Below are 26375 nucleotides of genomic sequence, written 5' to 3' on the forward strand. Positions count from 1 at the left end.
GGCACTGTGGTCAAGGGAAGCACATCCGAGGTGATCGGCCGGATGATTGCCTGGCAGGTCCTACTATGCGCACTAGTGGCCGGATTGTTCGCCATGCACGGCCTTCAGCCCACGCCGGGGCCGACCGAGATGGCCAGCGTCTGGACCATGCATGTCTCCCACGACGGCATGCCCTCATATACCCCAGGAAGCGACGCCCACGACCGGCAGATGCCCACCCATGACGGGCACGGTGGCGGGGAGGTGTGCCTGGCCCTGCTTCTGATGGCGGCGTTGGTCTTCTTTGTGGCCAGGGCGCTGGGCACGAGGCCGGGCATCGATTCCCTCGTCCCGGGCGGGCTTGTTCCACGAGCCGGACCGATGCTCCTGCCACGCGGGCCCACGCTCGCGCAACTCTGCGTGCTTCGGCGCTGACATCCACCGCGGCGGTCTGCGGCCGCCCACGGATCAGTCACCCAGCCGAACCACGGAGTTGTTCACATGAAACGTCTCGTCATCGCCTCCGCCGCTCTGGCCGCGGCCGGGCTGCTCGCCACGGGCTGCGGCGGACAGGAGGAAGGAAGCGGTCACGGCCGGCAAGCCGACGGCAGCCACGGCATGTCCTCGATGGCGTCGCCGGCCGCCACTCCCGCCAGCGCCGCCACCGGCACCACGTCGGCGGACCACAACAAGCAGGACGTGATGTTCGCCCAGATGATGATCCCTCATCATCGACAGGCGATCGACATGGCCAAGCTCGCCGGCTCGCGAGCCGCCGACCCTGACGTCAAGCAGTTGGCCAAGCAGATCGAGGCCGCCCAGGAGCCCGAGATCACGACCATGAGCGGCTGGCTGACCGCCTGGAACATGAAGGTTCCGGACGACGCCATGCCCTCGATGGGACACGGCATGGACGGCATGATGTCGGCCGACGATATGAAGGAACTCGAAGAGCTGTCGGGTAGCGCCTTCGACAAGGCATTCCTCACCATGATGATCGACCATCACGAGGGAGCGATCGTCATGGCCGAGAAGGAGCAGAGCTCCGGTGCATACCCACCGGCCAAGGAACTGGCCGGTGCCATCGTGACGAGCCAGACGGCGGAGATCGGCACGATGAAGCAGATGCTCCCGTCCAAGTAAGGGCACGTTCTGGGGCGCATCCCATGATGCGCCCCAGAATGCTTCCCGCCGTGCGGGAAGCCGTCAAGTTCCGGCGGCGCGTAGGCGGTGCGCCTCGTTAACGGCCATGTCACCGAACGCCAGGACGTCGCGGCGCCGGGACAGCGGGGACCGGTACGCCGAGCGGCCCGGCTCCCCGCGGCGCAGGCGCGCCGCCTCGGCCACCACCCGGTGCCACCGCTCGGGGAACACCTCGATCGCGTGAGCCGTGGCGCCGGTCTTGGAAATGACGCGGCCGGTGGCGATGGTGTAGTGCATACGGGAGATCCCGGTGACGACCCACACCGTGCCGTAGGGCGCGAGCATGGCCATCCCCCACCGGTGGTGAAGCCGGGAGGCGCGGTCGAGCAATCGCCGCCAGTAGTCGTCCAGGTTGGCGTCGGTCCAGGCGATCAGCTCCTCGCGGTCGGACCAGACCTTGACCTCTCCCGGCTCGGGACCGCGGCAGGCGATGCCGTGATGAGCAAGGGTGTGCCAGGTCACCGGGTCGCTTCCCCCTTGGGTGGCGTGGAAGTGGTGCTCGTGGACGCTCGCGCCTGGACCGCTGTTCGCGGGCGCGCCGGCCAGGTCGTCCCAGGTGATGTAACCGCCGTCGAAGAAGGGCTTGCGACGGCGCCGCTTCAGCCGGTCATGGACTCCTGCCAGAGTCGCGAGCGCGGGGGCGTCCAGGCGGGCCGACGTCACCGCCACGAAGTCGATGTCGCTGGCCTGCGGCCGAAAGTCGTTGAGCGCAACCGACCCGACCAGGTACAGCCCTTCCACCAGCCCGGGGGCCTGCGCGTCGACATCTTCCAGGTAGGCGCCGACCGTCTCGGCGACGAGCGGGTCCAGGGATTGATGCGGCATACCCCGCAAACTACTGCGTACGGCCTGGCAGGCGGAGGCGCTTCAGCATGAGCGCGTTGACCGCGACGATCACGCTGGAGCCGGACATCGACAGCGCCGCGATCTCGGGCCGGAGCGTCAGGCCGAAGGCGGGCTCGAAGACCCCGGCGGCGATGGGCAGCGCGATGGCGTTGTAGCCGATCGCCCATCCGAGGTTCTGCCGCATCTTGCGCAGCGTCCCTCGGCCGATTTGCAGCGCGGTGGGGACGTCCAGTGGGTCGGACCGCATGAGGACGACGTCGGCGGTCTCGATGGCCACATCGGTGCCGGCGCCGATGGCGATGCCCAGGTCGGCCTGGGCGAGGGCCGGGGCGTCGTTCACGCCGTCGCCCACCATGGCGACCTTCCGTCCGCCCTGCTGCAATTCGACGATTTTGCCCGCCTTGTCACCCGGCAGCACCTCGGCGATGACGGTGTCGATGCCCAGACGCTCGGCGATGCGCCGCGCGGTCTGTTCGTTGTCGCCGGTCAGCATCACCACCTCGATGCCGAGGTCGTGCAGGGCGGCCACCGCGGCGGCGGAGGTGTCGCGCGGCGCGTCGGCGATGCCGATCAGCCCGGCCGCGCGGCCGTCCACCGCGGCGACCACCACGGTGCGCCCGCCGGCGGCCGGCTCGTCCCGCCGGGACGTGAGCCCGTCCAGCGAGATCCCTTCTCGTTCCATCAGCCGCCGGTTGCCCACGACGACCCGGCGACCGTCCACGGTGGCGATCGCACCGTGGCCCGGGACGTTGTGGAAGTCCCGTGCCTGGAACACCGCGACGTCCTGACCCTCCGCGTGGCGGACGACGGCGTCGGCGAGCGGGTGCTCGGACTCACGCTCGACCGCGGCCACCAGGGCGAGGAGTTCCGGCTCGCCGATCCCGTCGGCGGCCAGGTCGGTCACCTCCGGCTCGCCCTTGGTCAGGGTGCCGGTCTTGTCCATGACGACCACCTCGATGCGGGCGGCGGTCTCGATGGCGCTCGCGTTCTTGAACAGCACGCCGCGCGCGGCGCCGAGCCCGGTACCGACCATGATGGCCGTCGGGGTGGCGAGGCCGAGCGCGTCCGGGCAGGTGATCACCACAACAGTGATCGCGAACAGGATGGCCAGGCTGAATGACGCCCCCACCGTCAACCAGATCAGCAAGGTGGCCGCCCCGCCGGCCAGTGCCACCAGGACCAGCCAGAAGGCCGCCCGGTCGGCCAGTCTCTGGCCGGGCGCCTTGGAGTTCTGCGCCTGCTGGACGAGCTTGACGATCTGCGCGAGCGCCGTGTCCGAGCCGACCTTGGTGGTCCGAACGCGGAGCGTGCCGTTCTCGTTGATCGTGGCTCCGATGACGGGCGAGCCCGGCTGCTTGTGCACCGGCATGCTCTCGCCGGTGACCATCGACTCGTCCACCTCGCTGTCGCCGTCCTCGACGACCCCGTCCACGGCGACCTTCGTACCCGGCCGGACGAGCAGCAGGTCACCGACCACGACCTCGGCCGTGGGCACCTCGACCTGCCGGCCGTCCCGCAGCACCAGGGCTCTGGGGGGCGCGAGGTCGAGCAGCGTGCGGATCGCGTCGTTGGCCCCGCCTCTGGCGCGCATCTCGAACCAGTGCCCCAGCAGCACGAACGAGGCCAGCACGGTGGCGGCCTCGTAGAACGCCTCGCCGCCGCCGGTCAGGGTGACGACCAGGGAGTACCCCCAGCCGGCGCCGATGGCGACCGCGACGAGCACCATCATGTCCAGCGTCCGCGCGCGCAGCGCCCGGACGGCCCCGTCGAAGAAGATCCAGGACGAGTAGAAGATCACCGGCAGGCTGAGCAGCAGTGCCCAGACGTCCTCGCGCAGACCGAACGGAACAGGGACGTGGAGGTTCAGCACCTCCCTGCCGATGGGGGACCACACCACGATCGGGATCGAGAACAGCAGCGCCACCAGGAAGCGGTTGCGCATGTCGGCCACCATGGCCGCCATCGACATCCCCGCGTGGCCGCCGTGCCCCATCGCCTCATGCGACGACATCACCTGCGGCGGCGTCTCTCCGGCCGGCGGGGCCGCGTGCGCGTGCCGGACGGCGGGCGGGTCCGGCTCTTCCAACGGGTCGCACAGGTGTGCGGGCACCGACTGGCCCGCGCAGTGATACCCGCATTCGCGCACCCAGCGGCGCAGCTCGGCCACCGACGTACGCGCCGGGTCGAACTCCACCGTCGCCGTCTGGGCCACCGGGTTGACCTCGACCGCGAGTACACCGGGTCTGCGGCCGAGGCTTGCCGACACCGCGCCCTGCTGGCTCGCCCAAAGCTGACCGCTCACGTCCAGCACTACGGTCTTACCGCTGTCCGACATACCGCTCCGCTCCTACTATGGGGCTTCGTACCAATCTAACGGCCGAGGCCGCGAGCGGAAGCGGCGCCGTCGGCCATCGCGACCATGGCGACGACCCTTCACTCAGCCATTCGCAGGACCCGAGAAGTGGGCACCGTGCAAGGTGTCGAGGCGAGCACGGTACTCCTCCGCATCGATCTCACCTCTGGCGTAACGCTGGGCCAGCATTTCCTCCGCCGAGGGGAAAGCGGAGCCCCTCTGCGTCTGTGACGTACCCGTCGAAGAGCGGACGAGAAGTACGACACCGACGATGACCAAACCCCAGAAAGCGATCATGGCCAGGGTCATAAGGGCATATCCCCAGCCACCCATTCCCCCATCCGTCCCAGTGCCACATCTTGATCATCTTGCTCAGCTGGTCGATACTCGGCTGCCCGACAGATCCAGAACCGTCTCTCTCTAGCCGTACAGCGAGGGGAAATGTCATATACGCCCCTGTCTTAGGTCCCCTTAATCAGGGGCGGACCGCTCCTAGCAGGCGTCCGCGCCAGTAGTCGTCCAGGGCGACGACCTTGACGACGTCACCCGTGCGAGGAGCGTGGATCATCTTGCCGCCACCGACGTACAAGCCCATGTGGCCGAGCCCCTTGCTGAACATCAGATCACCCGGCTGGAGCGCGTCCAGGGAGACGCGACGGCTCGCACCCCAAGACCACTGGGTGTAGGTGGTGCGGGGCAGGCTGACCCCTGCCTTGGCCCAGGACGCCTGGGTGAAGCCTGAGCAGTCGTAGGAGCCAGGGCCGGTGGCGCCCCACCGGTAGGGCTTGCCGATCTGGGCGAAGGCGAACTGCAGTGCCACGCGGGCGTTGCCGGAGGCGGGGCCGGTGTACTCGACGCCAGGACTGTTCGGGTTGCCGGGGTTGAACCGGTTGAGGCGGCGCAGCAGGCGTTCCTGCTCGCCGACAAGTTCTTCGACCTTCTTGCGCTCTCCGCGGACCTCTTCCAGGATGTCGCCGGCCTCGTCGAAGGCCGCCTTGGCCTTGGTGCGCCTGTCGCGCAACCCTCGATTCGCCACGTCGAACTCGCGCAGGACGCGGTCGCGCCCGGCGGCGATCTGATTGCCGGCCGCCAGCCCTGACAGCATCACCGCCGGATCCTGCTGGTCGACGAAACCCGGCCAGAGCAGTGCGTCACCGGACTGGTACGTGCCGACGGCGGTCGCCACCAGGCTCTTGCGCAGTTCCGCCACCTTGGTCAGTTCTGATTCGAGCTGCCCGTCGAGTTGGTCGTACTTCTTCTTCGACGCCTTGTACTTCTCCGCTGCGGTGTTGTACCGCTCGACCATCCGGTCGGCCTGGTCCTCCAGCTTGGCCAATCTCGCCTCGGCCTGCGCCACCGTCGGACGAGGCTCGGCGATCGCGCTCCCCTGCCCGACCATGACCGCCATGACCGCCACCATGACGGCGGTCACCGGCACGGCGCTCCGTCTCTTGCGGCGCACGACCAAAGCAGCACCATCCCTGTATTACTCACGCTTTACCGAACTTGCGGCGCGATCCTACTAAGGTGCGTAGGGGATCGCAGCAGCGAGTACGAACATTCGGCACGGTCGGTTCAACTCGGATTCGCTACACATGCGCGCCGGTCCATTACCGTGGTCCGTATCCGAGACCTCACCGTGACCGCGCGCAGACCTGTGGCCCGTCTACGAGGGTCGATAGCATTGAGCGGACGGCACGCGGGAGAGGTTGGCGGATGGTACGGGGCCTTGGAGACCTTGAGTCGGTGGTGATGGACCGCATGTGGTCCTACCGGCGGCCGGCGTCGGTCAGGGACGTACTCGAAGACCTTCAGCAGGAACGGCAGATCGCCTACACGACCGTGATGACCGTGATGGACAACCTGCACAAGAAGGGGCTGCTACGCCGTAAGCAGGTCAGCCGGGCGTACGTCTATGAGGCGATCGCCAGCAAGGAGGCTTACACCGCCGAGCTGATGCGGACGACGCTCGCCAACGGTGGCAACCAGGCCGCCACGCTGGTGCACTTCCTTGAGCGGTTGAGCCCTGAGGAAGCGGACGCGCTGGAGGCCGCGCTCAAGGTGTACCCGCCCAAAGGCAGTCGTCCGTGATCGTCGCGATGGTTCTGGGGTTGTACGCCCTGTTCGGGGCGGTGGCCCTGCCGCGACTGCTGAGTCGGGGCGACCGGGCCGAGCGGGCGCCGCGGCTCGCCATCGCGATGTGGCACGCGGCATGCGCCTCGGTGCTCACCTCCGCCGTGCTCGCCGTACTGGCCGCCGCCATACCGGCTTCCGTGGTCGGGCACGGCATCGCCGACCTCTTCGAAGCCTGTGCCGCGCTCCTGTCTCACGGCGTCTCCGTCACTCCCACTGAAGTGGTGATCGTCGCCGCGTCGGCTGGTCTCGTGGGGGGCCGTCTGGCGTACTGCGCCGCGGCCGTGCTGCTGAGGACCCGCCGCGAGCGGCGCGAGCACGCGGAGATGCTGTGCTTGCTCGGCAAGCACGACAGCGCGTTGGGCGCGGTCGTGCTCGACCACGCGGAGCCGATCGCCTACTGCCTGCCGGGTGGGGAGGGTAGGACGGTCATCACGACAGGAGCATTGCGGTCCCTGCCGCCGGAGGAGCTGGCTGCCGTTCTGGCCCACGAGCGGGCTCATCTGCGTGGCCGGCATGATCTTGTGGTGGCGGCCGGGGAGATCCTTGCTCGGGCTTTCCCGGGCGTGCCGCTGTTCCGCCGGGCCAGGACCGAGGTCGCCCGGCTGATCGAACTTCGGGCGGACGACGTGGCGGCCCGCCGCCACGCGCGCATCCACGTCGCCGGTGCACTCGTACGCATTGCCACGGGGCGGGTGCCCGCCTTCTCCTTGGGCATGGGAGGCGAGACGGCGTTGACGCGCGTGCGCCGCATGCTCGGGCCGGAGAACCCGCTCACCCGGCACGAGCGATTCGCCACCGTGGCCGCCGTGGGCCTGCTCCTCACCGGCCCCGCCGCCGTGGCGCTGATCCCAGGCGTGAGCGCCTTCCTGGCTCACCACTGTCACGAACTCCTCAGCCTGTGAGCAAGCACGGCTTCGAGCAGGCCGTCGGCGACGGGATCCATCGAGTTTCGGGTCTCCTCTGAAAGGGCGGCCATCGAGCGGCGGTGCACGGGCAGACAGAGCCGGCGCCTGTGCGTAGCCGGCCGATCTCACCTCATGGGCACGCGCGCGTCTCGAGCCTCGATAATCCTCTGGGTGTTCGTCAGGTGAAGCGGCGCAGGCGGAGGCTGTTGCTGACGACGAAGACCGAGGAGAACGCCATGGCGGCTCCCGCGATCATCGGGTTCAGCAGGCCGGCGGCGGCCAGCGGCAGGGCGGCGACGTTGTAGGCGAAGGCCCAGAACAGATTGCCCTTGATGGTGCGCAGGGTGCGGCGGGACAGCCGGATGGCGTCGGCCGCCACCCGAAGGTCGCCGCGGACCAGGGTCAGGTCGGAGGCCTCGATGGCCGCGTCGGTGCCGGTGCCCATCGCCAGCCCCAGATCGGCCTGGGCCAGCGCCGCGGCGTCGTTGACACCGTCGCCGACCATGGCCACCGTGCGGCCCTCGGACTGCAGGCGCTTGACGACCTCCACCTTGTCGGCGGGCAGCACCTCGGCGATGATCTCGTCGATGCCGACCTCGGCGGCCACGGTGCGCGCGACGGCCTCGTTGTCGCCGGTCAGCAGCACCGGGGTCAGACCCAGGCCGCGAAGCCGCTCGATCGCCTCCTTGCTGGTCGCCTTGACCACGTCGGCCACCACCAGCACGGCACGGGCCTCCCCGTCCCAGCCGACGGCGACGGCGGTACGCCCTGCGGTCTGAGCCGCGTGCAGAGCCCGTTCCAGCTCGGGCGTCAGGTGCTGTGACCACTCGGCCAGCAGCCGCGGGCGGCCGACCAGCACCGCGTGCCCGTCCACGATGCCCTGCACGCCCAGCCCTTCGACGTTGGCGAAGTCCTCCGGTGCCGGCAGTTCGCCGACCCGCGCGACAGCGCCCTCGAAGACGGCCCGGGCGATCGGGTGCTCCGAGGCGTGCTCCAGCGCGCCCGCCAGGCGGAGTACCTCCTCCTCGTCCTGCCCATCGGCGACGTGGACCTCGACGAGGGTCATCCTGCCTTCGGTGACCGTGCCGGTCTTGTCCAGCACGACGGTGTCGATCGCCCGGGTGGATTCCAGCACTTCGGGGCCCTTGATCAGGATGCCGAGCTGGGCACCGCGTCCAGTGCCCACCAGCAGCGCGGTCGGGGTGGCCAGACCGAGCGCGCAAGGGCAGGCGATGATCAGCACCGCGACGGCCGCGGTGAACGCGGCGCCGGCGCCCTCGCCGGTGCCGAGCCAGAACCCGAGCGTGCCGAGTGCCAGGGCGATGACGATCGGGACGAAGACGCCGGAGATACGATCGGCCAGCCGCTGGACCTGCGCTTTGCCGGTCTGGGCTTCCTCCACCAGCTTGGCCATCTGGGCGAGCTGGGTGTCCGACCCGACCCGGGTGGCGCGGACGACCAACCGCCCGCCGGCGTTCACCGTGGCCCCGGTCACTACGTCACCCGGGTGCACCTCCACCGGCACTGACTCCCCGGTCAGCATCGAGGCGTCCACCGCCGAAGAACCTTCTTCGACCACTCCGTCGGTGGCGATCTTCTCGCCCGGCCGCACCACGAACCGGTCGTCTACGACCAGTTGGTCGCTGGGGACGCGCACCTCGGCACCGTCGCGCAGCACGGCGACGTCCTTGGCGCCCAGCTCCAGCAGGGCGCGCAGCGCCGCGCCCGCGCGACGCTTGGAGCGGGCCTCGAAGTAGCGACCGGCCAGGATGAACGCGGTCACCCCGGCGGCGGCCTCCAGGTAGATGTTGCCGGAGCCATCGGTGCGCTGGATCGTCAGCGCGAACGGGTGGGTCATGCCCGGTGTACCCGCGGTGCCGAAGAACAGCGCCCACAGCGACCAGCCCAGCGCGGCGATCGTGCCGAGGGAGACCAGGGTGTCCATGGTGGCCGCGCCGTGGCGCAGGTTGGTCCATGCGGCCCGGTGGAACGGCCACCCTGCGTACACGACCACGGGGGCGGCGAGGGTGAGCGACAACCATTGCCAGTTGGCGAACTGCAGCGCGGGCACCATCGCCATGGCGATGACCGGCACCGACAGCGCCACGGCGGTGATCAGGCGCTGCCGCAGCGGCGCCACCTCGTCAGGTTCACCCGGCTGCCGTTCCCCTTCCTGGACGGGCGGGGCGGGCAGCGCGGCGGTATAGCCGGCCTTCTCGACCTCGGCGATCAGCGTCGCCGCCTCCAGCCCCTCGGGAAAGGTGACCTTGGCCTTCTCGGTGGCGTAATTCACCGTCGCCGTCACCCCGTCGAGCCTGTTCAGCTTGCGCTCGATGCGGTTGGCGCAGGACGCGCAGGTCATGCCGCCGATCGAGAGTTCGACCGCGTTCTGGCGGTCATCGGTGAGGGAGGACATCACCTTCTCCTTTCTCTCGCTCAGTGGCCGTGGTCGCCGTGCTCGCCGGGCTGGGGGTCGGCGGTCGCCGGTTCGGAACTCGTGGACATGTGAGCCGTCGGCCGACCGGAGCGCAGGGTGAAGCCGGCGGTGCGGACCTGGCCTTCGTGCTTGAAGTCCAGGAACAGCCGGTAGTCGCCGTCGCTGGGCACCTCGGCGTAGAAGACGATCTCGGGTCCGGCCTTGGTCCGGCCGTCACCGGGCGCGCCGTCGGGATGGACGTGCAGATACGCGAGGTCTCCGGCCCGCAGAGCCACCAGGTGCCCGTAGGCGCCGAGGTACGGCTCCAGATCGGTCACCGGCTCGCCGTCCTTGGTCACCCGCAACGTCAGCCTGCTCGACCGTCCGGGAGTCAGGTCGCCGCCGAGGCTGACGGAGTAGTCGTCGACGTCGACCGTGCGAGTGACCGCCGGCAACGCCTTCGGCTCGTAATCGCCTGCCACCAGCAGATCGGCGCCCAACGTCATCGCACCGCCAGAAGCGGGCGCGAAGTCGGCGAACACCCGGTAGGCGCCCGCGCCGGGCAGCGTGAGCTTGACCGACCACACTCCGTCAGGGGTCAGCGTGGGGTGCAGGTGCTGGAATGTGCGCAGGTCGCGGGACACGACGATCAGGTGGAGCCTCTTCTCGTGCGCGACCTGGTAGTCGGTGACCGGCCGGCCGTCGGGGCCGGTGACGGTGAAGCGGAAGTCGGTCGCCGCGTCCGGCCTGACGCCCATGGTGAGTGGCATGAGGGTGTAGCCACTCTGGGCCACCTGGAGCCCCCCAGGGGTATCCTCCGATGGTCGTCGAGCCGGCACCGCCTCGCGGGTCGCGCTCTTCGCCGGGACGTGCGCCGCATTGTGTCTCTCGGACGTAGCATTCACCGGTCCTACCGCCTTTCCCAGGCCAAGGGCGCCACCGAAGACCACGGCAAGGCCCAGAACGTATCCGCCGAACCTGACGCCGGCGTTCATGACCGACCCGCCACTACGTACCCGGCCTCTCGGAATGCGGCCATGACCGGCGTCTTCTCGACGAGGCCGCCGCCTTCCACGATCAACGAGCCGCGCGCCCGGCCGACTCCGACATCCGTCCCACCGGGCACCATCGCCGCCTCCTCCTTGACGGAGTTCACGCGGGTGCCACAGGTCATGCCCTCAACCGTGCAGATGACCACGCTCATCGGCTTCTCCTCGAGTTCGTCCTCGGCGACGACCGTCATTCTCATGCAGCGCACACTATACCCCCCTATAGTATCTGCCAACCCCTGGAGCGGCCCCATCCGACAACGGACCCCCTTCCTGGAGGTCAACCCGGCCGAGGTTCAACCTCGACCACCGCGGCCCACACCGAAGCGAAAGCGGCCGTAGACGAGAGCGGCGGACACATCAGTTGACACGCCTGCTTGTTATACCCCCACCCCGTATGTTACCGTTCCCAGCCGTTCCAGTAACTACCCCCTAGGGGTATGCGAAAGGAGGGAGCCATGTCTCCCCATCCCCGCCGATGGTGGGCGCTGCTCGTGCTCGCCGCCGCACAGTTCATGGTGATCATGGACACGTCGATCATCGGGGTCGCGCTTCCCGAAATGCAGCTCGACCTCGGCTTCTCCCCAGGCGATCTGCAATGGGTGTTCAACGCCTACGTGGTCGCCTTCGGCGGTCTCCTGCTCCTCGGTGGACGCCTGTCCGACCTGTTCGGCCCGCGCAGAGTTTTCACCACCGGATGGCTGATCCTCATCGCCGGCTCTGTCGTCGCCGCGGCGGCCGGTACCGCCTCGATCGAGATCGTCGGCCGCGCCGTGCAAGGCGTCGGCGGGGCGCTCATCGCACCGGCCGCGATGACGCTGCTCATGCTGCTGTTCGGGGGGAACCCGAGGGAACTGGGCAAGGCCATGGCGCTGTACGGTGCCGCCGCCCCGGCCGGCGGCACGGCGGGCGTCTTCCTGGGAGGTGTGATCACCGAGTACCTGAGCTGGCCCTGGGTGTTCATCGTGTACATCCCGATCGGCCTGGCCACGCTCGCCGCCATCGGTCTGCTGCCTGCCGTCGAGGGCAAGCGCGGCGGTCTGGACGCGCTCGGCGCCATATCGGTCACCGCGGGCCTCGCCCTGATCGTTTACGCGATCGTGTCGGCCGACGGGATCAGTGCCGCGGCCGGCGTGGTGCTGCTGGCGGTGTTCCTGGCGGCGCAACGCATGGTGCGCGAGCCGCTGATGCCCCTGGCCATCTGGCGGGTGCCGGGCCTGGCCGTGTCCAATCTGGCGATGGGGCTGCTGGGCGCGGCGTGGATCCCGATGTGGTACTTCCTGAACCTCTACCTGCAGCAGGTTCTCGGCTACGGCGCGTTCGCCGGCGGCGCGGCACTGTTGCCGATGACCGTCGCCATCATGATCTTCATGGTGGGTATCACGGCGCGGCTCATGGGCCGTTTCGGGGCCAAGGCGCTCATCGTGAGCGGGCTCGCCGTACTCGCCGCGGGCATCGCCGGGTTGGCACTCGTCAGGCCGGCCGGGTCCTTCGCCACCGACGTGCTGCCCGCCAGCCTGGTCGCCGCGGTCGGTATGTCCCTCGCCTACATCCCGGCGATGATGTCGGCCATGTCCGGCGCCCGTCCTGAGGAGAGCGGCCTGGCGTCCGGCATCGTCAACACCACCTACAACGTGGGCTCGGCGCTCGGCCTCGCCGTCATGACGGCCATCGCCACGGCACAGGGCGCCACCGAACTGGGGAACGTGGTCGAGCTCACCGACGGATTCCACGCCGCCTTCATCGGCGCCGGCGTGGTAGCACTGCTCGGCGCCATCCTCTCCCTGGTTCTGATGCGCAAGCCCACCCCCTCCCCTGTTGAACCAGCACCCGCACGGGTCTGACGGAAATGAGGCCCTATACGGGTTAGGGGTATGCTTACAAGCGAAGAACGAGGGGGAGAACAATGGCCGGCTACACCCACAACAAGCAGGATCATCTGCGGCGGCTTCGCCGCGTCGAAGGGCAGGTACGCGGGCTGCAGCGGATGGTCGAAGACGACAAGTACTGCATCGACATCCTCACCCAGGTGTCGGCCGCCACCAGCGCCCTGCAGTCCTTCGCCTTGTCGCTCCTTGACGAGCACCTGGCCCACTGCGTCGCGGAGGCCACCGTCAAGGGCGGCCCCGAGGCCGAGGCCAAGATCAAGGAAGCCTCTGAAGCCATCGCCCGGCTCGTCCGTTCCTAGTCAGGAGAGGTTGATCGATATGAGCACCACCACCTACACCGTGAAGGGCATGACCTGCGGGCACTGCGTCAGCTCGGTCAAGGAGGAGGTCGGCGAGGTTCCCGGCGTCACCGGCGTGGAGGTCGAGCTGTCGACCGGCCTGCTGACCGTCGACAGCGAAAGCCCCGTCGACCCCGCGAAGATCGTCGCCGCTGTGGAGGAAGCGGGATACAAGGTCGTGCGCTGATCCCTGGAAAGACGATGTGGCCGGAGGCGTTTCGCCGCCTCCGGCCACATCCCTGTCCGCCAACCGCCACGACGGGGCTTCTTGACCTCACACCTGGCACGTGACCTACCGGAGCGAAACGTGCGTTCTGCGAGTCGGCGGGGTTACCAGCGGCCGGTCTTGAGGAGCTGGCCGCGGACGGCGCCGTCGGCGAACTGCTTGGTGTGCATGTTGGCGTACCAGTTCCTCGGGTTGTTCTTGATCCCGGCCAGCACCGACAGGTCCTTGACCTTCACCGAACCGAAGGCGGAGTTACCGCGGATCGTCCCATCGTGCAGCAGATCGATCACCACCGGACCGTTCACGCCGGCCTTGCCGCGGTGGATGTGGAAGGCGGTCGGCCTGCCGGTCCGCTTCCACTGCACCAGGTAGTACATCCGGTCGCCCTTGATACGGAACTTGGCCACCGCGACACCGTCCCGGTCGTTCACCTTCTTACCCGCCTCCCGCACCTCGTTCCTGCCCAGCAGCACCGCACCGAAGTAGTAGCTCTTGGACGTGAAACTCACATGCCCGGCGGTCGAAACAGCGGACGCGACGGACACGGAGGCGGTGGAGGCGGCGGAGGTCGCGGCCGGGCCGGTCGCCGCACCCGCCGGGATCGCCGCGATCCCGACGGCCAGAACCGCGGTCACCGCACCGGCCGCGACACGACCGGCCAGACGCTGCCAGGAGATCGCGGTACCAGTGGTCTGCTGAACGTTCATCACAAAGCTTCTTTCGTGAGGGAGGCGCCGAATCGCTCGTTTCGGACATCCCAGACGTTAGGCCCGCGCCCGGCGGCGTTATACGTAGGAATCCACACAGCGCCGCGAGCGTGCACAACGGCACACATCCCGCCCCATCGCCTGCCGCGGGTTATCCACAGTTTCCACAGAGTCGTACACAGGTTCGAATATGATCTTTGCCGCCGCCGGATCACCACTCCCGCCCGGTACCTCAACCTGTAGAAAAACCGCCTGGCCTGGTCCCCCGTCCGGATCCGGTGGGGCCGAATGTCTCGGGGCACGGGGACCTTCGTCTCTTCGCTGCTGATCCCGTTCCACGATTCGATGAAGAGGAGCGTGGGCGGGGCGTGGGCGCTGCCGCGGACGGGGACGCTCGCAGCGAGAGACGGGCGCCACGCCGGCGCCCGGAGGGAGCCGATCATGCACAAGAAGGTGCGGGACGTGATGACCTGGCAGGTCGCATCCGTCAACGGCAGCACCCCCTTCAAGGACGTGGCCGAGGTGCTCGTGCGCCACGGTGTGAGCGCCGTGCCGGTGGTGGACGGCGAAGGACATGTGATCGGCGTCCTTTCCGAGGCCGATCTGCTGCGCAAGGAGGAGTTCAGGCAGCGCTACTACGGCGAGGACTACCGGCCTCCCCTGCGGGCCAGGCTGCGCCGGCGCATCGGCGGCGGTTCCGACCCTGAGGAGAAGGCGCGCGGCGAGACGGCCGCCGAGCTGATGACCGCGCCGGCGATCACCTGCAGGCCGTACGCCAGTGTGGTGGCCGCCGCCCGGGCCATGGACGTGCACGGGGTGAAACGGCTGCCGGTGGTCGACGAAGAAGGTCTGCTGGTGGGCATCGTCAGCCGTCACGACGTGCTCAAGGTCTTCACGCGCACCGACGACGACATCGCCGCCGAGATCCGCGACGACATCCTCAGCGGCCCCCTGTGGATGGACACCTCAGGGGTCCGGGTCTCGGTGTCGCAGGGTGTGGTGACCGTCGGCGGTGAGATCGCCCATCACAGCGAGGCCCGGACCATCGTGGCCATGATCGGGCGGGTCAACGGCGTGGTGGACGTGCTCGACGAACTGCGGTGGCGACAGGACGACACCGTGACCGCCGGGCGGAAATGAGGGCCGAGCCGGCTCCACGTCAGCGGCCGCCGCGTTCACGGCTTCAGGCTCGGAGTCGCGGGCCGGCTCGGTCGGCTTCATGAGATTGTCGAAACGCGGGGTGGTTCAGCCGGTCTTCACGGAGATCCCGAAGTCGCGGACGGCCGTGGCGAAGTCCTGGTAGTAGAAGGTCGAGCCGTTGTGGGCGGTGACCGTTCCCTTCGCCACGACGTTGTAGTCGCCGCTCAGGGCGAAGACCGGGCCGCCGCTGTCGCCGGCCTGGCTCGGCAGCCCGCCGTCGGTGCGGCGCGCGACGATGAGGTCCGACCAGTACTCGGTGTTGCCGTAGGCGTCGAGGTACCAGCCTCCGTAGGCGAAGTCGGCGGTGTTCTGGATCCCGCAGACGGCGCCGCTCGTGGAGCCCGACTGGCAGACCCACTCGTTGGCGTAGACCCAGTCCCAGCCGGCGACGCCCTTGGTGAAGGTGCCGGAGGAGTCGCCGTCCCAGATGCGCCCGGCGGAGCTCGCGGTGATGAGGAGGATGTCGTGACCGGGGTTCTCCTGGGCGCCGGTTCCGACCCACAGGCCGGTGCCGGGGGTGGTCCAGGAACCGTTGTGCCAGCCGCCGCCGGTCCGGCCACAGTGACCGGCGGTCAGCAGGTAGCTCTGACCGCCGCCGTCGGTGACGGCCCAGCCGGCCGTGCACCGGGCGTGGTTGTCGTCGTTGATGATCGCGCCACCGCCGTAGTAGGGGTCGTAGTCGTTGTACCGGCCGTCGGCCTGCGGGACCTCCCCCGTGACGTAGGTGACCGGAACGCCGCCGACCGTCGTCGCCCGAGGGGCGAGCGTCTTGGCCGCGGCCTTGGTGGTCACGACGAGCCCGGCGCCGGTGACCGAGCCGGCCACCTGGGTGAGCGCCCCCTGCGGGTTCTTCCTCAGGTCGGCCAGCAGGCCGGCCGCGGCCTTCTTGAGCTCGGCCTGGGAGTGACGCGCGGCTTTGACCTCGACGGCCGCGACGCCGCGCGCCTTGGCCAGGGCGCTGTTCACGGAGGCGGGGAGCTTGCCCTTCCACCACAGCTCGACCGACTTGGGCTGCAGGACGATGCCGGCGAACCCGCCGGCCGCTCCGCCCTTCTCGACGGCCCAGGAGATCTTCGACGCCGCTTCCTTCAGCGGAACCTGGTCGAGCATTTTCTGCCGGATGTCGGCCGGGATGTGGCTGAACGGGACGGCCTCGACGGCGTTCTTGCCCGCGCCGGGAGCGGGTTCGGGATCGGGATCGGCCAGAGCGGAGGTCGTGCTGAGCGCGGTCACGCTCAGCACGACCGCGCTCAGGACCCCCACGTACCGTGCCGCCGACCTGCGCGGGCCGGCTAACGTGCCGCGATGTGCTGCGATTGGCATCATTTCCCCTTGATCGTGGACAGGGTGACGGAGGCCGTCATGCGGCCCCGTTTCGCCTTTGGAGGGATCCGATCCGCGGGGCGCGGTCATCGGAGGAGTCGAGTCATTTCACCGAGCGCGCCGGGGCTTCGCCATCGCCGCCGAATAACCGAACGATTCCGGCATCCGGCGACCGGCCCGTGCCGGTTCGGCCGGCATGCCGCCACAGACGGCATGCCGGTTAACACGGTCCGCCGGTTCAGAGAGCACACCGGTTCAGAGGCATGCCGGTTCAGCGGGCACCCCGGGTTCAAAGGGCATGCCGGTTCAGAGGGCATGCCGGGTCACACGGTCCGCCGCAGAAGGCTTGCCGGGTCGCAGGATCCGCCGGTTCAAGGGCAGGGGTCACGGTCACCGCGTCAGGGCGCGGCGCAGTTCGGCGCGGGAGCCGACTCCGAGGATGTCGTGTGCTTCACGGAGCAGCGTGGTGACCGTGTCCAGGTCGAGGACCATGCTGTAGGCGATCTCGGATTCGGAGCGTCCGTCCGCGGCGAGCAGGGCGACACGTCGCCGGCGCGGATCCAGCCCGTTGGTCCGGCGGCGCTGGAGGTGAGGAGCGTCCCCGAGGCGCCGGGCGACGGCGTCGGCCAGCCCCAGGGCGCCGCACTCGTCGGCCAGGGTCAGCGCCTCCGACAGCGGCACGCGCGCGTCGTGGCCGGTCCGCGGCGAGGACGTGGGGTCCCTCCGGGTCAGGGCCGCGCCGAGTTCGGCCAGAGCGTGGGCCAGTTCGAGGCGGTGCGGGGTGGGGCGCAGGATCCGGACCGCCTCCTCGAGCGGTTCCGCGGCCGAGGCCGGTCGCAGCGTGGCCAGCGTGCGCAGGGCTCGCGCACGGACCAGCGGGCTGCCGAACCGCTCCGCCCGCCGCATCCCGACATCCACGATCTCGCGGGCCTGGTCCGGCGCGGTGTGCCGCAACAGCTGGGCGAGGTCGAAGCGCCACATGCACACCGACGGGTTGAGCAGCGACGCGTGTTCCAGCCACTGCCCGAGCCGGCGCAGCGTGGCGGCGGCGCCGGCGTTCTGGCCGCGTGCGATCTGGAGGGCGCCGCGGACCGCGTTCGGTATGGGGAGCACCAAGGCGTCGGCCGAGGACGCGCCGTACCGGCGCTCGCCGTACACCGCCTCCGCGCGGTCGACGTCGCCGCGCGCGAGCAGTGCCTCGATCAGGGTGCCGGTGGCGAACTGCTCCGCGGGCGTTCCGGGGCCGGTGCGGTCGGCCAGGCGCAGCGCGATCTCGGCGTCGGCGACCGCGTCGGCGATCCTGCCCTCCCGCAGGGCCACGTTGCCCAAGTGGACGCGGGCGAAGGTGAGGTGGGTGCCGCGCCAGCCGTTGCGGTCGAACTCGTCCACCGCCTGCTCGAACAGGCGACCGGCCGTCGCCAGGTCGTCGGAGAACAGGTGGACGAACGCGGTCACGGTGCCGACCTCCATGCCCTGGTCGAGGTCGGCGAACGACACGCCGTCGCGGATCACGGGCCCGATGGCCTTCGCGGCGGCGGTGCGGGGCTCCCCGCGCAGCACCAGGCTCCACGCGTGCAGGGCGATCATCAGACGCTCCACGTGGGTGGCGCCCCGCAGCGGCGGGGCGGCCCGGTCGAGCAGCAGCATGCGGTCGGGCCGGTGCGGGTCGTCGGCCCACCAGGTGGCCCACAGCAACTGCTCGGCCCGCAGGCGGTCGCGGAGACCGTCGTCCCGGCAGCCGTCCAGGGCCCGGTCGAGCGATCGGACGGCGTCGCCGAGCCGGTTGGCGTAGCCGTACACCTTGGCGAGCGCGATCGCGGCCTCGACGCCCTGGGCGTCGTCGGCGGCCTGCTCGCGGGCGGCGAGCAGTTCGGGGATGGCCGTGGCCACCTCGCCCAGTGCCAGCGCCTGCCCGTAACGCGTTCGCACCTGGCAACGCCGGGCGGGCGGTGGCGGCTCGGCGACCCCGCGCCCGAGGTAGCGGGCCGCCGTGGCCGCCAGGCCGGAGCTCATCGCCGCGTCGGCCGCGGCGACCAGCCGGTCGACCACCCAGGGGTCGCCCGCGGCGTTGACCCGCAGCAGGTGGGCGGCCACCGGCTGGAGGCCGGCGTCGGCCTGGTGCAGCGACCGTGCCGCCGCGAGATGGGTGTCGCTGCGCTGCGAGGGGTCGATGTCGTCGTAGACCGCGCTCCGGATGATCGGGTGCCGGAAGTCGACGCTGGAGTGGTCGGCCAGGATCCCCGCTCTGCAGAGCAGGTCGTACGCGCGCCTGCCCTCCTCACAGGTCAGTCCGGCGAGGTGGACGGCCTGGCCGAGGGGGATACCGGGGCCGAGCACGGCGATGGTGCGGGCCAGCCGCTCCGCCGGCGGCCCGAGCGTGCGCAGCCGCTCGTTGAGGTGCACCACGACCTGGCGGGGCGTGAGGCGGGCGACGCGCGCGGCGGATCCGGCCGTCGGCGCGAGCCGCCGCTCGCGGGCCAGGTCGATCATCCACCGCAGGTAGAACGGGTTGCCGCCGCTGTGCCGGTGGAAGGCCGCGCAGAACGTCTCGTCCGGAGGGGAGCCCGGAGGTCCGAGGCCCCGGCCCACGATGGCGCGCACGGCGTCCAGGCTGAGCGGCCGGGGCCGGATGACGGAGGTGGCGCGCAGGGTGACACGGGTGAGCGCCGGTGGCTGCGCGGGCTCGTCCGGCCGGCAGGCCAGCAGCAACACCACGGGCAGTCCGGCCAGCCTGTCGCTGAGGAACTCCAGCCAGTTCAGCGACTCCTCGTCCAGCCAGTGCGCGTCGTCGACGGCCAGCAGCAGCGATTCGTCGCCGCCGGCGGGGTCGGTGGCGTTGACCAGCAGCCAGTACAGGGCTTCGGTGAGGCCGATCTCCGAACCTCGCCGGGTGTGCGGGAGGCCGAGGGGCACCCGCGCGAACGCGGCGGCGCCGGCGAACAGGCGCTGCCGGTCGTGGCCACTGTGGCCGGCCGCCCAGCGGCCGAGCAGCGTCCGGACGCCGCTGAAGGCCATCGTCTGGTCGAGTTGGTTGCCGCGCACCACCAAGGGGGTGATCCCGCGCACGGCGCTCTCCGCGCACACCCGCGCGAGCAGTTCGGACTTGCCGATGCCCGCGGGGCCCTCGACCACGATCGTGGCCCCCGCCCGTCCGCGGACCTCGTCGAGCACAGATGAGCAGGAGTCCAGGTAGTCGTCGCGTTCGAAGATGCCGTTGTCCGCGGCGGTGTGGCCGGGAAGCCGCAGCGACTGCAGAACGTGCTGCTCGTCCAGCCCGGCTCTTCCCGCGGCGCGGGCACAGGCCACGCAGCCGGCGATGACCTTGGCGACGAATTCGTCCCGCAGTCGCCGTTTGCCGGCCATCGCCTCGGAGAAGGTGGCCGCCGCGACCCCGCTGCGGCGAGCCAGCGTCGCGTCGGTGGGACCGCCCACGACCCGCTGCAAGGTGCGCAGCCGGCGCCGGAGATGATCGTCGGGATCCGGGTGAGCCATCCTGCTCCTCACGTTCCTGGAACGTGCCGCAGGGGTCAGGCTACAACCAGCAAATGCCGCGTACGACGCATTTTCCCGTGGCCGCGACCAGCGGCGGAGGCGGGATCACGGCGCCTTCAGCCCGTCACGCGGTAGGGGCGCATCATCTCGTTGTCCTCGTGCTCGAGGAGGTGGCAGTGCCAGACGAACAGCCCTGCCCGGTCGAACGTCGCCCTGATCCGGGTGATCTCGTGGGGATAGGCGATCACCGTGTCCTTGAACCCCGTCTCCCAGCGCTCCGGAGACCGGGAGGCGCCGGTGAACGGCTGCCGGTCGACCACCTCGAACTGCGCCTCGTGGATGTGGATGGGGTGGGCGTCCACCGTCCGGTTGTGGATCTCCCAGACCTCCGTGGAGCCCGCCACGGGGGTCTCGGTGATCGGATCGGACCACATCCTCGCCCTGACCCCGCCGTCGACGGTGCCGAGCAGCGCCGACGTCGGCGGGGCGCCGGCGATGGTGGCCGAGGTCTGTTCCAGCAGGGCGACCTTGCGGGTCTTCGTCTCCGGGGCGAGCGGGCCGGGCGCGGGAAGGGCGAGCCGGTCGGGAGGCTCGCTGAGATCCGGTTCCACCGATTCCCGCACGAGGAACCTCATCACCTGCCCGGTCGTCGCCGGGTCGGCCGGGGTGGCCCGCGGATCCCCGCGGTAGGCCCCGTCGGGCCCTTCGTTGATGAGGTACAGCTCCGAGTCCTGGGGCATGCGGGTGAAGTCGACGATCACGTCGGCTCGCTCGGCCGGGGCGAGCAGGAGCCTGCCGAGTTCGACGGGCTCGGGCAGGAACCCCCCGTCCGAGCCGATCTGCCAGAAGGGCAGGGCCGGGGCCACCGGGCGTTTCGCGGCGGGCCGCGTGACGATCTTCAGGTCGAGGACCCGCCCGTTGCAGCCGTTCAGGAAGCGGAACCGGTAGCGGCGTGGCTCGACCGTCAGGTACGGCCAGGTGCGGCCGTTGACCATCATGGCGGTGCCGAAGAACTCCGGGTTCCAGATCGGCGGAAGATCGCTGTGGGGAATGTAGGGCCCCGCGATCCGGTCGAAGTCCCTGCGGCTGCCGGGATAGTGGAGCGAGCCGTCGGCGTCGAACGAGCGATCTTGGATGACGATCGGGATCTCGTGGTACCGGGTGCCGGCGGGATCGCCTCGCCGTGGCGCCGGTCCCGGCAGCATGGGTGCCGGCAGGTCGGACGGACCGCCGCGCAGCAGGTAGAACCCCGCCAGACCCGCGTACACATTGAGCCTGGTCACGCCCAGCGCGTGATCGTGGTACCACATCGTGGTGGGGGGCTGGTCGTTCCCGTAACGGAACACCGCGGATCCCGGGCGCCAGGAGATGCCGGTCCGGTCGGCGAAGCCGGCGGCGAAGGCCGCGTACTGGGAGCCCTCGGTCGCATAGCGGGGAGGGATGTCTCTCGCTCGCGGGAGGTACCACGCCTCGGGGAAACCGTCGCTGTCCTCGAGATTGTGCCCGCCGTGCAGATGGGTGACGATCGGCACCGGCCCGTCGTATCGGCCGGGCGTGGAGGTCAGGTCGGGGCGCGAATCACGGCCCCGCACGCCGCCCCCCGGGTTGGCCCAATGAAGGGTCGGATCCACCGGCAACAGGTGCGGCAGGTGGCGACCATCCCCATCGACCAGTTCGTTCGCCCACGTCACCAGGAGGGGCCTGTCGACCGTGGCCTCCAGGGTGAACCCGGGAGAGCTGAAGGTGCGCGGGTGCCGGACCGACCCGTAGCCCCAGACCGTGGTCGCCGGGCTCCCCGGAGGGAGGATCTGCTGCCGGAACCGCCGGACCCCGATGAGGTACCGGTCCGCGGGATCGCCCGCCGCGGAGAGGGACGGCATGACCGGAGGAACGGCGAGCGGGGTGACGTACTTGGCGATCGCCGCCGGGTCCATCATGCCCCAGGGGGCCGCCGCGCCTCCCAGGCGCAGGCGCCGCCCGGCGACCAGGAGAAAGGCGCCCGCCGCGCCCGTCTTCATGAACTCACGTCTCGTGATCACCTCGGCCTCCTCGGATGTCGGACGAGAATGTCCAACTCAGGCCGGTCACGACGCCGCCGGGTCGTCTCCGCGACCAACCGCTCCACGGCTCATCGAGGACCATCAGTACTTCTACCTGCGAATCTACACCTGCCGCCATCCGGGGCACCGGCGGTCGCGCGTCCGGCCCGTGCGGCCCGCGCGGCCCGGCCCGCCGCCCCGCCAGGGGACCAAAGACTCTGTGCCCGCGGCGTCGCCGGTCAGAGGCTCGAACCATGACCCGATCACTCGCCGGCCGCGCCGGAGTCGACCCATGACCAGGGAGGATGTCACCGCGAGCGTCGCCGGCCGCGGCCTGTCGTCCGCGGAGGCGGCCGCACGACTGGAACGGGACGGGGCGAACCTGCTTCCCCGGAGACCGCCCGTCCCGCTGTGGCGGCGCGTCGCCGCCCAGCTCCGCGACCCGCTCATCCTGGTCCTTCTGGTGGCGACGGCGCTGACCCTGGCCACGGGCGACTGGACCGACATGGCCGTGATCATGCTGGTGATCGTGGTCAACACCTCGGTAGGGGTGGTCCAGGAGGTCCGGGCCGACCGCGCCATCACCGCCCTGTCCGAACTGACCGCTCCGACGGCGCGCGTGATCCGCGACGGCACGCAGACGCAGGTCCCGGCGGCCGGCGTCGTCGTCGGTGACGTCGTGGTGCTGGCCGAGGGGGACATCGTCCCTGCCGACGCCGAACTGGTGGAGGCGGCCGGGCTGCTCATCGACGAGTCGGCCCTGACGGGCGAGTCCGTCCCGGTGGACAAGGGCGCCGGCCGGCCGGTGTCCGCGGGCACGGTCGTGGCCCGGGGGCGCGGACGGGCGGTGGTCACCGCGGTCGGGGCGGCCGGTACGGCCGGACGCATAGCGTCCATGATGGTCAACGGCGCCGGTCTCACCCCCCTCCAGCGACGGCTGACCGATGTCGGCCGCATGCTGGCCGGCGTCACCGTGCTGCTGTGCGTGATCGTGCTCGCCCTCGGCCTGGTCCGCGGCCTGCCGGTCGAGCTGATGGTCGTGACCGCCATCAGCCTGGTGGTGGCGGCCGTCCCGGAGTCGCTGCCCGCGGTCGTCACCTTGAGCCTGGCGCTGGGAGCGCGCCGCATGGCCGCACGCAACGCCCTGGTGCGCAGGCTGCCCGCCGTCGAGACCCTCGGCTCGGTCACCGTGCTGGCCACCGACAAGACCGGCACGCTCACCGAGGGAAGAATGGTCGCCCGGCTGGTGTGGACCCCGGCCGGAGAAGCGCGGCTCACCGGCTCCGGCTATGCCCCCGACGGCCGGATCATCCCCGAAGGGGCCGTCGGCGCCGAGGCTTTCACCGACCTGCTGACCGCGGCGGCATTGTGCAACGACGCGCGACTGACGCCGGACCCGCGCGGCCGGTGGCTGGCGCTGGGCGATCCCACCGAGGCCGCCCTGCTCGCCGCCGCCGCCAAGCTGGGCCTGGACCGGTCACAGACGCAGCAGCGCTTCCCGCGGGTCGCCGAGCGGCCCTTCGACAGCGGGCGCAAGCGCATGACGACCGTCCACCGGACGCCCGGCGGCCACGCCCGGACGATCTGCAAGGGCGCGCCCGAGGCGCTGCTCCATCCCTCCGTCCTGATCGACGCCCCCGCGGTCCTCACCCGTGCGCGCGAGCGCGCCGACCGGCTCGCCGAGAACGGCTACCGGGTGCTGGCCGTCGCCGCGTCGGACCTGGACGACGTCCCGGCGACCGTCGAGGAGCGCGGGTTGACGCTGCTCGGGCTGATCGCGATCCTCGATCCGCCGCGGCCGGCCGCGGCGGCCGCCATCGACGCCTGCAAGCGCGCCGGGATCAGACCCGTCCTCATCACCGGCGACCACCCGGGGACGGCTCGCGCCGTCGCCACCGACCTCGGCATCATCGGGACCGGCGGCCGGGTCGTCGACTGCCGCGACGCCGGCGCACCGGGCGAGGGCACCGCGAGCGTGTACGCCCGGGCCACGCCCGAGCAGAAGCTCGACATCATCGAGAGCATGCGTCATCGCGGCGACACGCTGGCGATGACCGGGGACGGCGTCAACGACGGGCCCGCGCTGAGACGCGCCGACATCGGCGTGGCGATGGGCGAGCGCGGCACGGAGGTGGCCCGCCAGGCGGCCGACCTGGTGCTGGCCGACGACGACCTCGACACGGTGGTCGCCGCCGTCGAGGAGGGCCGCCGCGTCTACACCAACATCCGCCGTTTCCTGGTCTACGGGCTGTCCGGCGGCGCGGCCGAGATCGCCGTGATGCTGCTGGGCCCGTTCGCCGGGCTCACACTCCCGCTGCTGCCCGCGCAGATCCTGTGGATCAACCTGCTCACCCACGGGCTTCCGGGCGTGGCCCTGGGCGGCGAGCCCGCCCTGCCGGGGTCCATGAGCAGGCCGCCCCGGCCGCCCACCCAGAGCATCCTGGGGGCCGGCCTGTGGCAGCGCGTGCTCCGGATCGCCGTCGTCCTCACCGCCGTCACCCTGGGCGTCGCCATCTGGGCCCACCAGACCGGACGCCCGTGGCAGAGCATGGCCTTCTTCGCCCTCGGCGCCACCCAGCTCGGGGTGGCGATCGGCTCCCGCACCCGGCCCGGCTCCTCGGCCAACCCCGCGCTGCTGCTCGCGGTCGCCGGAGCCCTCGTGCTCCAGCTGGCCGGGCTCTACCTCCCGCCGCTCCGCGAACTCCTCGGGACCCGGCCCCTGGCCGCGGGTGACCTGCTGATCGTCACCGCTCTGTCCACCCTCGGCTACGTCGCCACCCGTCTCGACCGTGTCCTCCATCGGCGCGAGGGGGCCCTGGCGGACGGCGGTGGTCAGGTCGCGCGGTAGAGGTCGGGGATGCCGTCATCGTCGGAGTCGGCGGTCTCGGCCTGGTGGATGCGCCGGTAGGCGCGGGCGCGCGACCGCAGGATCACCGTGGCCGTCAGCGCGGCGGCCAGCGAACCCGCCAGGACCGCGACCTTGACCGTGGCGTGAGCGTCGCCGCCGGGGCCGAAGGCCAGTTCTCCGATCAGGAGCGACACGGTGAACCCGATGCCCGACAGGACGGCCAGGCCGGTCATGTCGGTCCAGGTCAGACCCTCGTCCAAGGTGGCGCGGGTGAAACGGGCCACCCCCCAGGTCGCGGCCAGGATGCCGATCGGCTTGCCGGCCAGCAGTCCGGCGACGACGCCGAGCGCGACCGGCTCGGTGAGCGTCCCGGTGAGCCCGTCGAGCCCGCCGAAGGTCACCCCGGCGGAGAAGAAGGCGAAGACCGGGACGGCGAGGCCGGCGGAGATCGGCCGGAACCGGTGCTCGAAGTGCTCGGCGAGCCCGGGCCCGCCCTCCGGGACGCCCGCCCGCGCGCCGCGCGGCACCGGGACGGTCAGGGCCAGCAGCACCCCGGCCACGGTGGCGTGCACGCCCGACGCGTGCACCAGCGCCCAGGTGGAGAAGGCGAGCGGCAGCAGCAGCCACCACGAGCGCACCCGCCGTCGCACCAGCACGGCGAAGCCGGCGAGCGGCGCCAGGGCCGCCAGCAGCGGGAGCGCCGACAGGTGGATGGTGTAGGCGACGGCGATGATGACGATGGCGATGAGGTCGTCCACCACCGCCAGGGTCAGCAGGAACGTGCGCAACGCGGCGGGCAGGTGCCGGCCGATCACCGCCAGCACCGCCAGGGCGAAGGCGATGTCGGTGGCGGTGGGAATCGCCCAGCCCTGTACCGCGTCCGCGCCGGCCACCACCAGGTACAGCGCCGCCGGCACGGCCACGCCGCCGAAGGCGGCGGCCACCGGCACCGCCGCCCGCCGCGGGTCGCGCAGGTCCCCGGCGACGAACTCGCGTTTGAGCTCCAGCCCGGCGACGAAGAAGAAGATGGCCAGCAGGCCGTCACCGGCCCAGGTAGCCAGGGGCAGGTCGAGGTGCAGGGCGGCCGGCCCCACGCGCATCGCGCGCAGGTCCTCGTACGCCCGGGACCACGGGGAGTTGGCCCAGGCCAGCGCGGCGAGCGCGGCGGCCAGGAGCAGGGCCCCGCCGAGGGTCTCCTTGCGCAGGATGTCGGCGACGCGCCGCGCTTCGCGCCATGTGCCGCGTCCGGGCAGGCGGGGTGTGCGGTGGGAGGCGGTGCGCATGGTGCTCCACTGGTGGCAGGGTCGGGCCGGACCTGCCGACCAGACTTCCCGGCGCACCTGTGACCAACGTATCAGGACGCCCGGACGCGCCGTGAACGGCCGGTCCGCGGCGCCCGCCGCCGCGGCCGGCCATCGGGACCGGC

Annotated in this window: 21 protein-coding genes; 9 read left to right on the forward strand and 12 right to left on the reverse strand. The window is 70.8% G+C overall.

Going from position 1 to position 26375, the window contains the following annotated elements:
- Nucleotides 1–6 precede the first annotated feature (6 nt).
- Complete coding sequence (locus ABZT47_RS18115; RefSeq protein ID WP_354842811.1) at nt 7–414, forward strand: DUF6153 family protein; 408 nt, start codon at nt 7–9, stop codon at nt 412–414.
- Between the two features lie 66 nt (nt 415–480).
- Nucleotides 481–1122 (forward strand): DUF305 domain-containing protein, encoded by a 642-nt coding sequence (locus ABZT47_RS18120; RefSeq protein WP_354842813.1) that lies wholly within the window; start codon nt 481–483, stop codon nt 1120–1122.
- Nucleotides 1123–1185: 63 nt separating this feature from the next.
- On the opposite strand, the gene ABZT47_RS18125 is transcribed toward ABZT47_RS18120, so the two are convergent.
- The 4 genes from ABZT47_RS18125 to ABZT47_RS18140 form a co-directional block, all read right to left on the reverse strand.
- Nucleotides 1186–2007: an aminoglycoside adenylyltransferase domain-containing protein gene (locus ABZT47_RS18125; RefSeq protein WP_354842816.1), complete on the reverse strand. Its 822-nt coding sequence runs from the start codon at nt 2005–2007 to the stop codon at nt 1186–1188.
- A gap of 10 nt (nt 2008–2017) precedes the next feature.
- Complete coding sequence (locus ABZT47_RS18130) at nt 2018–4363, reverse strand: heavy metal translocating P-type ATPase (protein ID WP_354842819.1); 2346 nt, start codon at nt 4361–4363, stop codon at nt 2018–2020.
- Between the two features lie 102 nt (nt 4364–4465).
- Nucleotides 4466–4714, reverse strand: a complete 249-nt coding sequence (locus ABZT47_RS18135; RefSeq protein WP_354842822.1) for an SHOCT domain-containing protein — start codon at nt 4712–4714, stop codon at nt 4466–4468.
- 142 nt (nt 4715–4856) lie between these two features.
- Entirely contained in the window at nt 4857–5843 is a 987-nt protein-coding gene (locus ABZT47_RS18140; RefSeq protein ID WP_354842825.1) for an NlpC/P60 family protein, read from the reverse strand.
- Nucleotides 5844–6097: 254 nt separating this feature from the next.
- Between ABZT47_RS18140 and ABZT47_RS18145 the strand changes: the two genes are divergently transcribed.
- A complete protein-coding gene (locus ABZT47_RS18145) occupies nt 6098–6472 on the forward strand; it encodes a BlaI/MecI/CopY family transcriptional regulator (protein ID WP_354842828.1) in 375 nt (124 codons plus the stop codon).
- Nucleotides 6469–7419 (forward strand): M56 family metallopeptidase, encoded by a 951-nt coding sequence (locus ABZT47_RS18150; RefSeq protein WP_354842831.1) that lies wholly within the window; start codon nt 6469–6471, stop codon nt 7417–7419. Before ABZT47_RS18145 ends, ABZT47_RS18150 begins: the two co-directional genes overlap by 4 nt.
- A 181-nt stretch (nt 7420–7600) precedes the next feature.
- Here the strand turns inward: ABZT47_RS18150 and ABZT47_RS18155 are convergent, their stop codons facing one another.
- The 3 genes from ABZT47_RS18155 to ABZT47_RS18165 all read right to left on the reverse strand — a co-directional run bounded on the left by ABZT47_RS18155 (nt 7601) and on the right by ABZT47_RS18165 (nt 11081).
- On the reverse strand, nt 7601–9838 hold the full coding sequence (locus tag ABZT47_RS18155) for a heavy metal translocating P-type ATPase (RefSeq protein ID WP_354842834.1): 2238 nt from the start codon (nt 9836–9838) through the stop codon (nt 7601–7603).
- Nucleotides 9839–9858: 20 nt separating this feature from the next.
- Entirely contained in the window at nt 9859–10608 is a 750-nt protein-coding gene (locus ABZT47_RS18160; RefSeq protein ID WP_354842837.1) for a hypothetical protein, read from the reverse strand.
- A 221-nt stretch (nt 10609–10829) separates the two neighbouring features.
- On the reverse strand, nt 10830–11081 hold the full coding sequence (locus tag ABZT47_RS18165) for a hypothetical protein (protein ID WP_354842840.1): 252 nt from the start codon (nt 11079–11081) through the stop codon (nt 10830–10832).
- Nucleotides 11082–11345: 264 nt separating this feature from the next.
- Here ABZT47_RS18165 and ABZT47_RS18170 point away from each other — a divergent pair, with 264 nt between their 5' ends.
- The 3 genes from ABZT47_RS18170 to ABZT47_RS18180 all read left to right on the forward strand — a co-directional run bounded on the left by ABZT47_RS18170 (nt 11346) and on the right by ABZT47_RS18180 (nt 13301).
- Complete coding sequence (locus tag ABZT47_RS18170) at nt 11346–12731, forward strand: MFS transporter (protein WP_354842843.1); 1386 nt, start codon at nt 11346–11348, stop codon at nt 12729–12731.
- Nucleotides 12732–12793: 62 nt separating this feature from the next.
- Nucleotides 12794–13075 (forward strand): metal-sensitive transcriptional regulator, encoded by a 282-nt coding sequence (locus ABZT47_RS18175; RefSeq protein WP_354842845.1) that lies wholly within the window; start codon nt 12794–12796, stop codon nt 13073–13075.
- 19 nt (nt 13076–13094) lie between these two features.
- A complete protein-coding gene (locus ABZT47_RS18180; RefSeq protein ID WP_354842848.1) occupies nt 13095–13301 on the forward strand; it encodes a cation transporter in 207 nt (68 codons plus the stop codon).
- 143 nt (nt 13302–13444) lie between these two features.
- Here ABZT47_RS18180 and ABZT47_RS18185 read toward each other — a convergent pair whose 3' ends face one another.
- The gene (locus tag ABZT47_RS18185; RefSeq protein ID WP_354842851.1) at nt 13445–14047 is read right to left on the reverse strand and encodes a CHRD domain-containing protein; all 603 of its coding nucleotides are present in this window, start codon (nt 14045–14047) and stop codon (nt 13445–13447) included.
- 441 nt (nt 14048–14488) lie between these two features.
- On the opposite strand from ABZT47_RS18185, the gene ABZT47_RS18190 reads away from it, so the two are divergent.
- A complete protein-coding gene (locus tag ABZT47_RS18190; protein WP_354842854.1) occupies nt 14489–15187 on the forward strand; it encodes a CBS domain-containing protein in 699 nt (232 codons plus the stop codon).
- Between the two features lie 105 nt (nt 15188–15292).
- On the opposite strand, the gene ABZT47_RS18195 is transcribed toward ABZT47_RS18190, so the two are convergent.
- The 3 genes from ABZT47_RS18195 to ABZT47_RS18205 form a co-directional block, all read right to left on the reverse strand.
- Entirely contained in the window at nt 15293–16570 is a 1278-nt protein-coding gene (locus ABZT47_RS18195) for a S1 family peptidase (protein ID WP_354842857.1), read from the reverse strand.
- Nucleotides 16571–16960: 390 nt separating this feature from the next.
- On the reverse strand, nt 16961–20062 hold the full coding sequence (locus ABZT47_RS18200; protein WP_354842860.1) for an AAA family ATPase: 3102 nt from the start codon (nt 20060–20062) through the stop codon (nt 16961–16963).
- A gap of 116 nt (nt 20063–20178) precedes the next feature.
- Nucleotides 20179–22101 carry a multicopper oxidase gene (locus ABZT47_RS18205; RefSeq protein WP_354842863.1) on the reverse strand — a complete coding sequence of 641 codons (1923 nt, stop codon included), beginning with the start codon at nt 22099–22101 and terminating at the stop codon, nt 20179–20181.
- Between the two features lie 292 nt (nt 22102–22393).
- On the opposite strand from ABZT47_RS18205, the gene ABZT47_RS18210 reads away from it, so the two are divergent.
- Nucleotides 22394–24949 carry a cation-transporting P-type ATPase gene (locus ABZT47_RS18210; protein WP_354842865.1) on the forward strand — a complete coding sequence of 852 codons (2556 nt, stop codon included), beginning with the start codon at nt 22394–22396 and terminating at the stop codon, nt 24947–24949.
- Here ABZT47_RS18210 and nhaA read toward each other — a convergent pair.
- Nucleotides 24934–26232, reverse strand: coding sequence for a Na+/H+ antiporter NhaA (nhaA, locus tag ABZT47_RS18215; RefSeq protein ID WP_354842868.1), 1299 nt, complete (start codon nt 26230–26232; stop codon nt 24934–24936). The genes ABZT47_RS18210 and nhaA overlap by 16 nt on opposite strands.
- Nucleotides 26233–26375: the final 143 nt, after the last annotated feature.

The organism is Sphaerisporangium sp. NPDC005289 (assembly GCF_040607455.1).
Classification (GTDB): Bacteria; Actinomycetota; Actinomycetes; order Streptosporangiales; family Streptosporangiaceae; genus Sphaerisporangium; species Sphaerisporangium rhizosphaerae.

Excerpts from the sequence above, each read along its gene's own strand:
- ABZT47_RS18155 (WP_354842834.1), bottom strand. The coding sequence starts at position 9,838 with ATGTCCTCCCTCACCGATGACCGCCAGAACGCGGTCGAACTCTCGATC.
- ABZT47_RS18165 (WP_354842840.1), bottom strand. The coding sequence starts at position 11,081 with ATGACGGTCGTCGCCGAGGACGAACTCGAGGAGAAGCCGATGAGCGTG.
- ABZT47_RS18170 (WP_354842843.1), top strand. The coding sequence starts at position 11,346 with ATGTCTCCCCATCCCCGCCGATGGTGGGCGCTGCTCGTGCTCGCCGCC.
- nhaA (WP_354842868.1), bottom strand. The coding sequence starts at position 26,232 with ATGCGCACCGCCTCCCACCGCACACCCCGCCTGCCCGGACGCGGCACA.
- ABZT47_RS18210 (WP_354842865.1), top strand. The coding sequence starts at position 22,394 with ATGACCAGGGAGGATGTCACCGCGAGCGTCGCCGGCCGCGGCCTGTCG.
- ABZT47_RS18175 (WP_354842845.1), top strand. The coding sequence starts at position 12,794 with ATGGCCGGCTACACCCACAACAAGCAGGATCATCTGCGGCGGCTTCGC.
- ABZT47_RS18145 (WP_354842828.1), top strand. The coding sequence starts at position 6,098 with ATGGTACGGGGCCTTGGAGACCTTGAGTCGGTGGTGATGGACCGCATG.
- ABZT47_RS18185 (WP_354842851.1), bottom strand. The coding sequence starts at position 14,047 with ATGAACGTTCAGCAGACCACTGGTACCGCGATCTCCTGGCAGCGTCTG.
- ABZT47_RS18135 (WP_354842822.1), bottom strand. The coding sequence starts at position 4,714 with ATGGGTGGCTGGGGATATGCCCTTATGACCCTGGCCATGATCGCTTTC.
- ABZT47_RS18190 (WP_354842854.1), top strand. The coding sequence starts at position 14,489 with ATGCACAAGAAGGTGCGGGACGTGATGACCTGGCAGGTCGCATCCGTC.
- ABZT47_RS18195 (WP_354842857.1), bottom strand. The coding sequence starts at position 16,570 with ATGCCAATCGCAGCACATCGCGGCACGTTAGCCGGCCCGCGCAGGTCG.
- ABZT47_RS18180 (WP_354842848.1), top strand. The coding sequence starts at position 13,095 with ATGAGCACCACCACCTACACCGTGAAGGGCATGACCTGCGGGCACTGC.
- ABZT47_RS18200 (WP_354842860.1), bottom strand. The coding sequence starts at position 20,062 with ATGGCTCACCCGGATCCCGACGATCATCTCCGGCGCCGGCTGCGCACC.
- ABZT47_RS18125 (WP_354842816.1), bottom strand. The coding sequence starts at position 2,007 with ATGCCGCATCAATCCCTGGACCCGCTCGTCGCCGAGACGGTCGGCGCC.
- ABZT47_RS18160 (WP_354842837.1), bottom strand. The coding sequence starts at position 10,608 with ATGCCACTCACCATGGGCGTCAGGCCGGACGCGGCGACCGACTTCCGC.
- ABZT47_RS18130 (WP_354842819.1), bottom strand. The coding sequence starts at position 4,363 with ATGTCGGACAGCGGTAAGACCGTAGTGCTGGACGTGAGCGGTCAGCTT.
- ABZT47_RS18120 (WP_354842813.1), top strand. The coding sequence starts at position 481 with ATGAAACGTCTCGTCATCGCCTCCGCCGCTCTGGCCGCGGCCGGGCTG.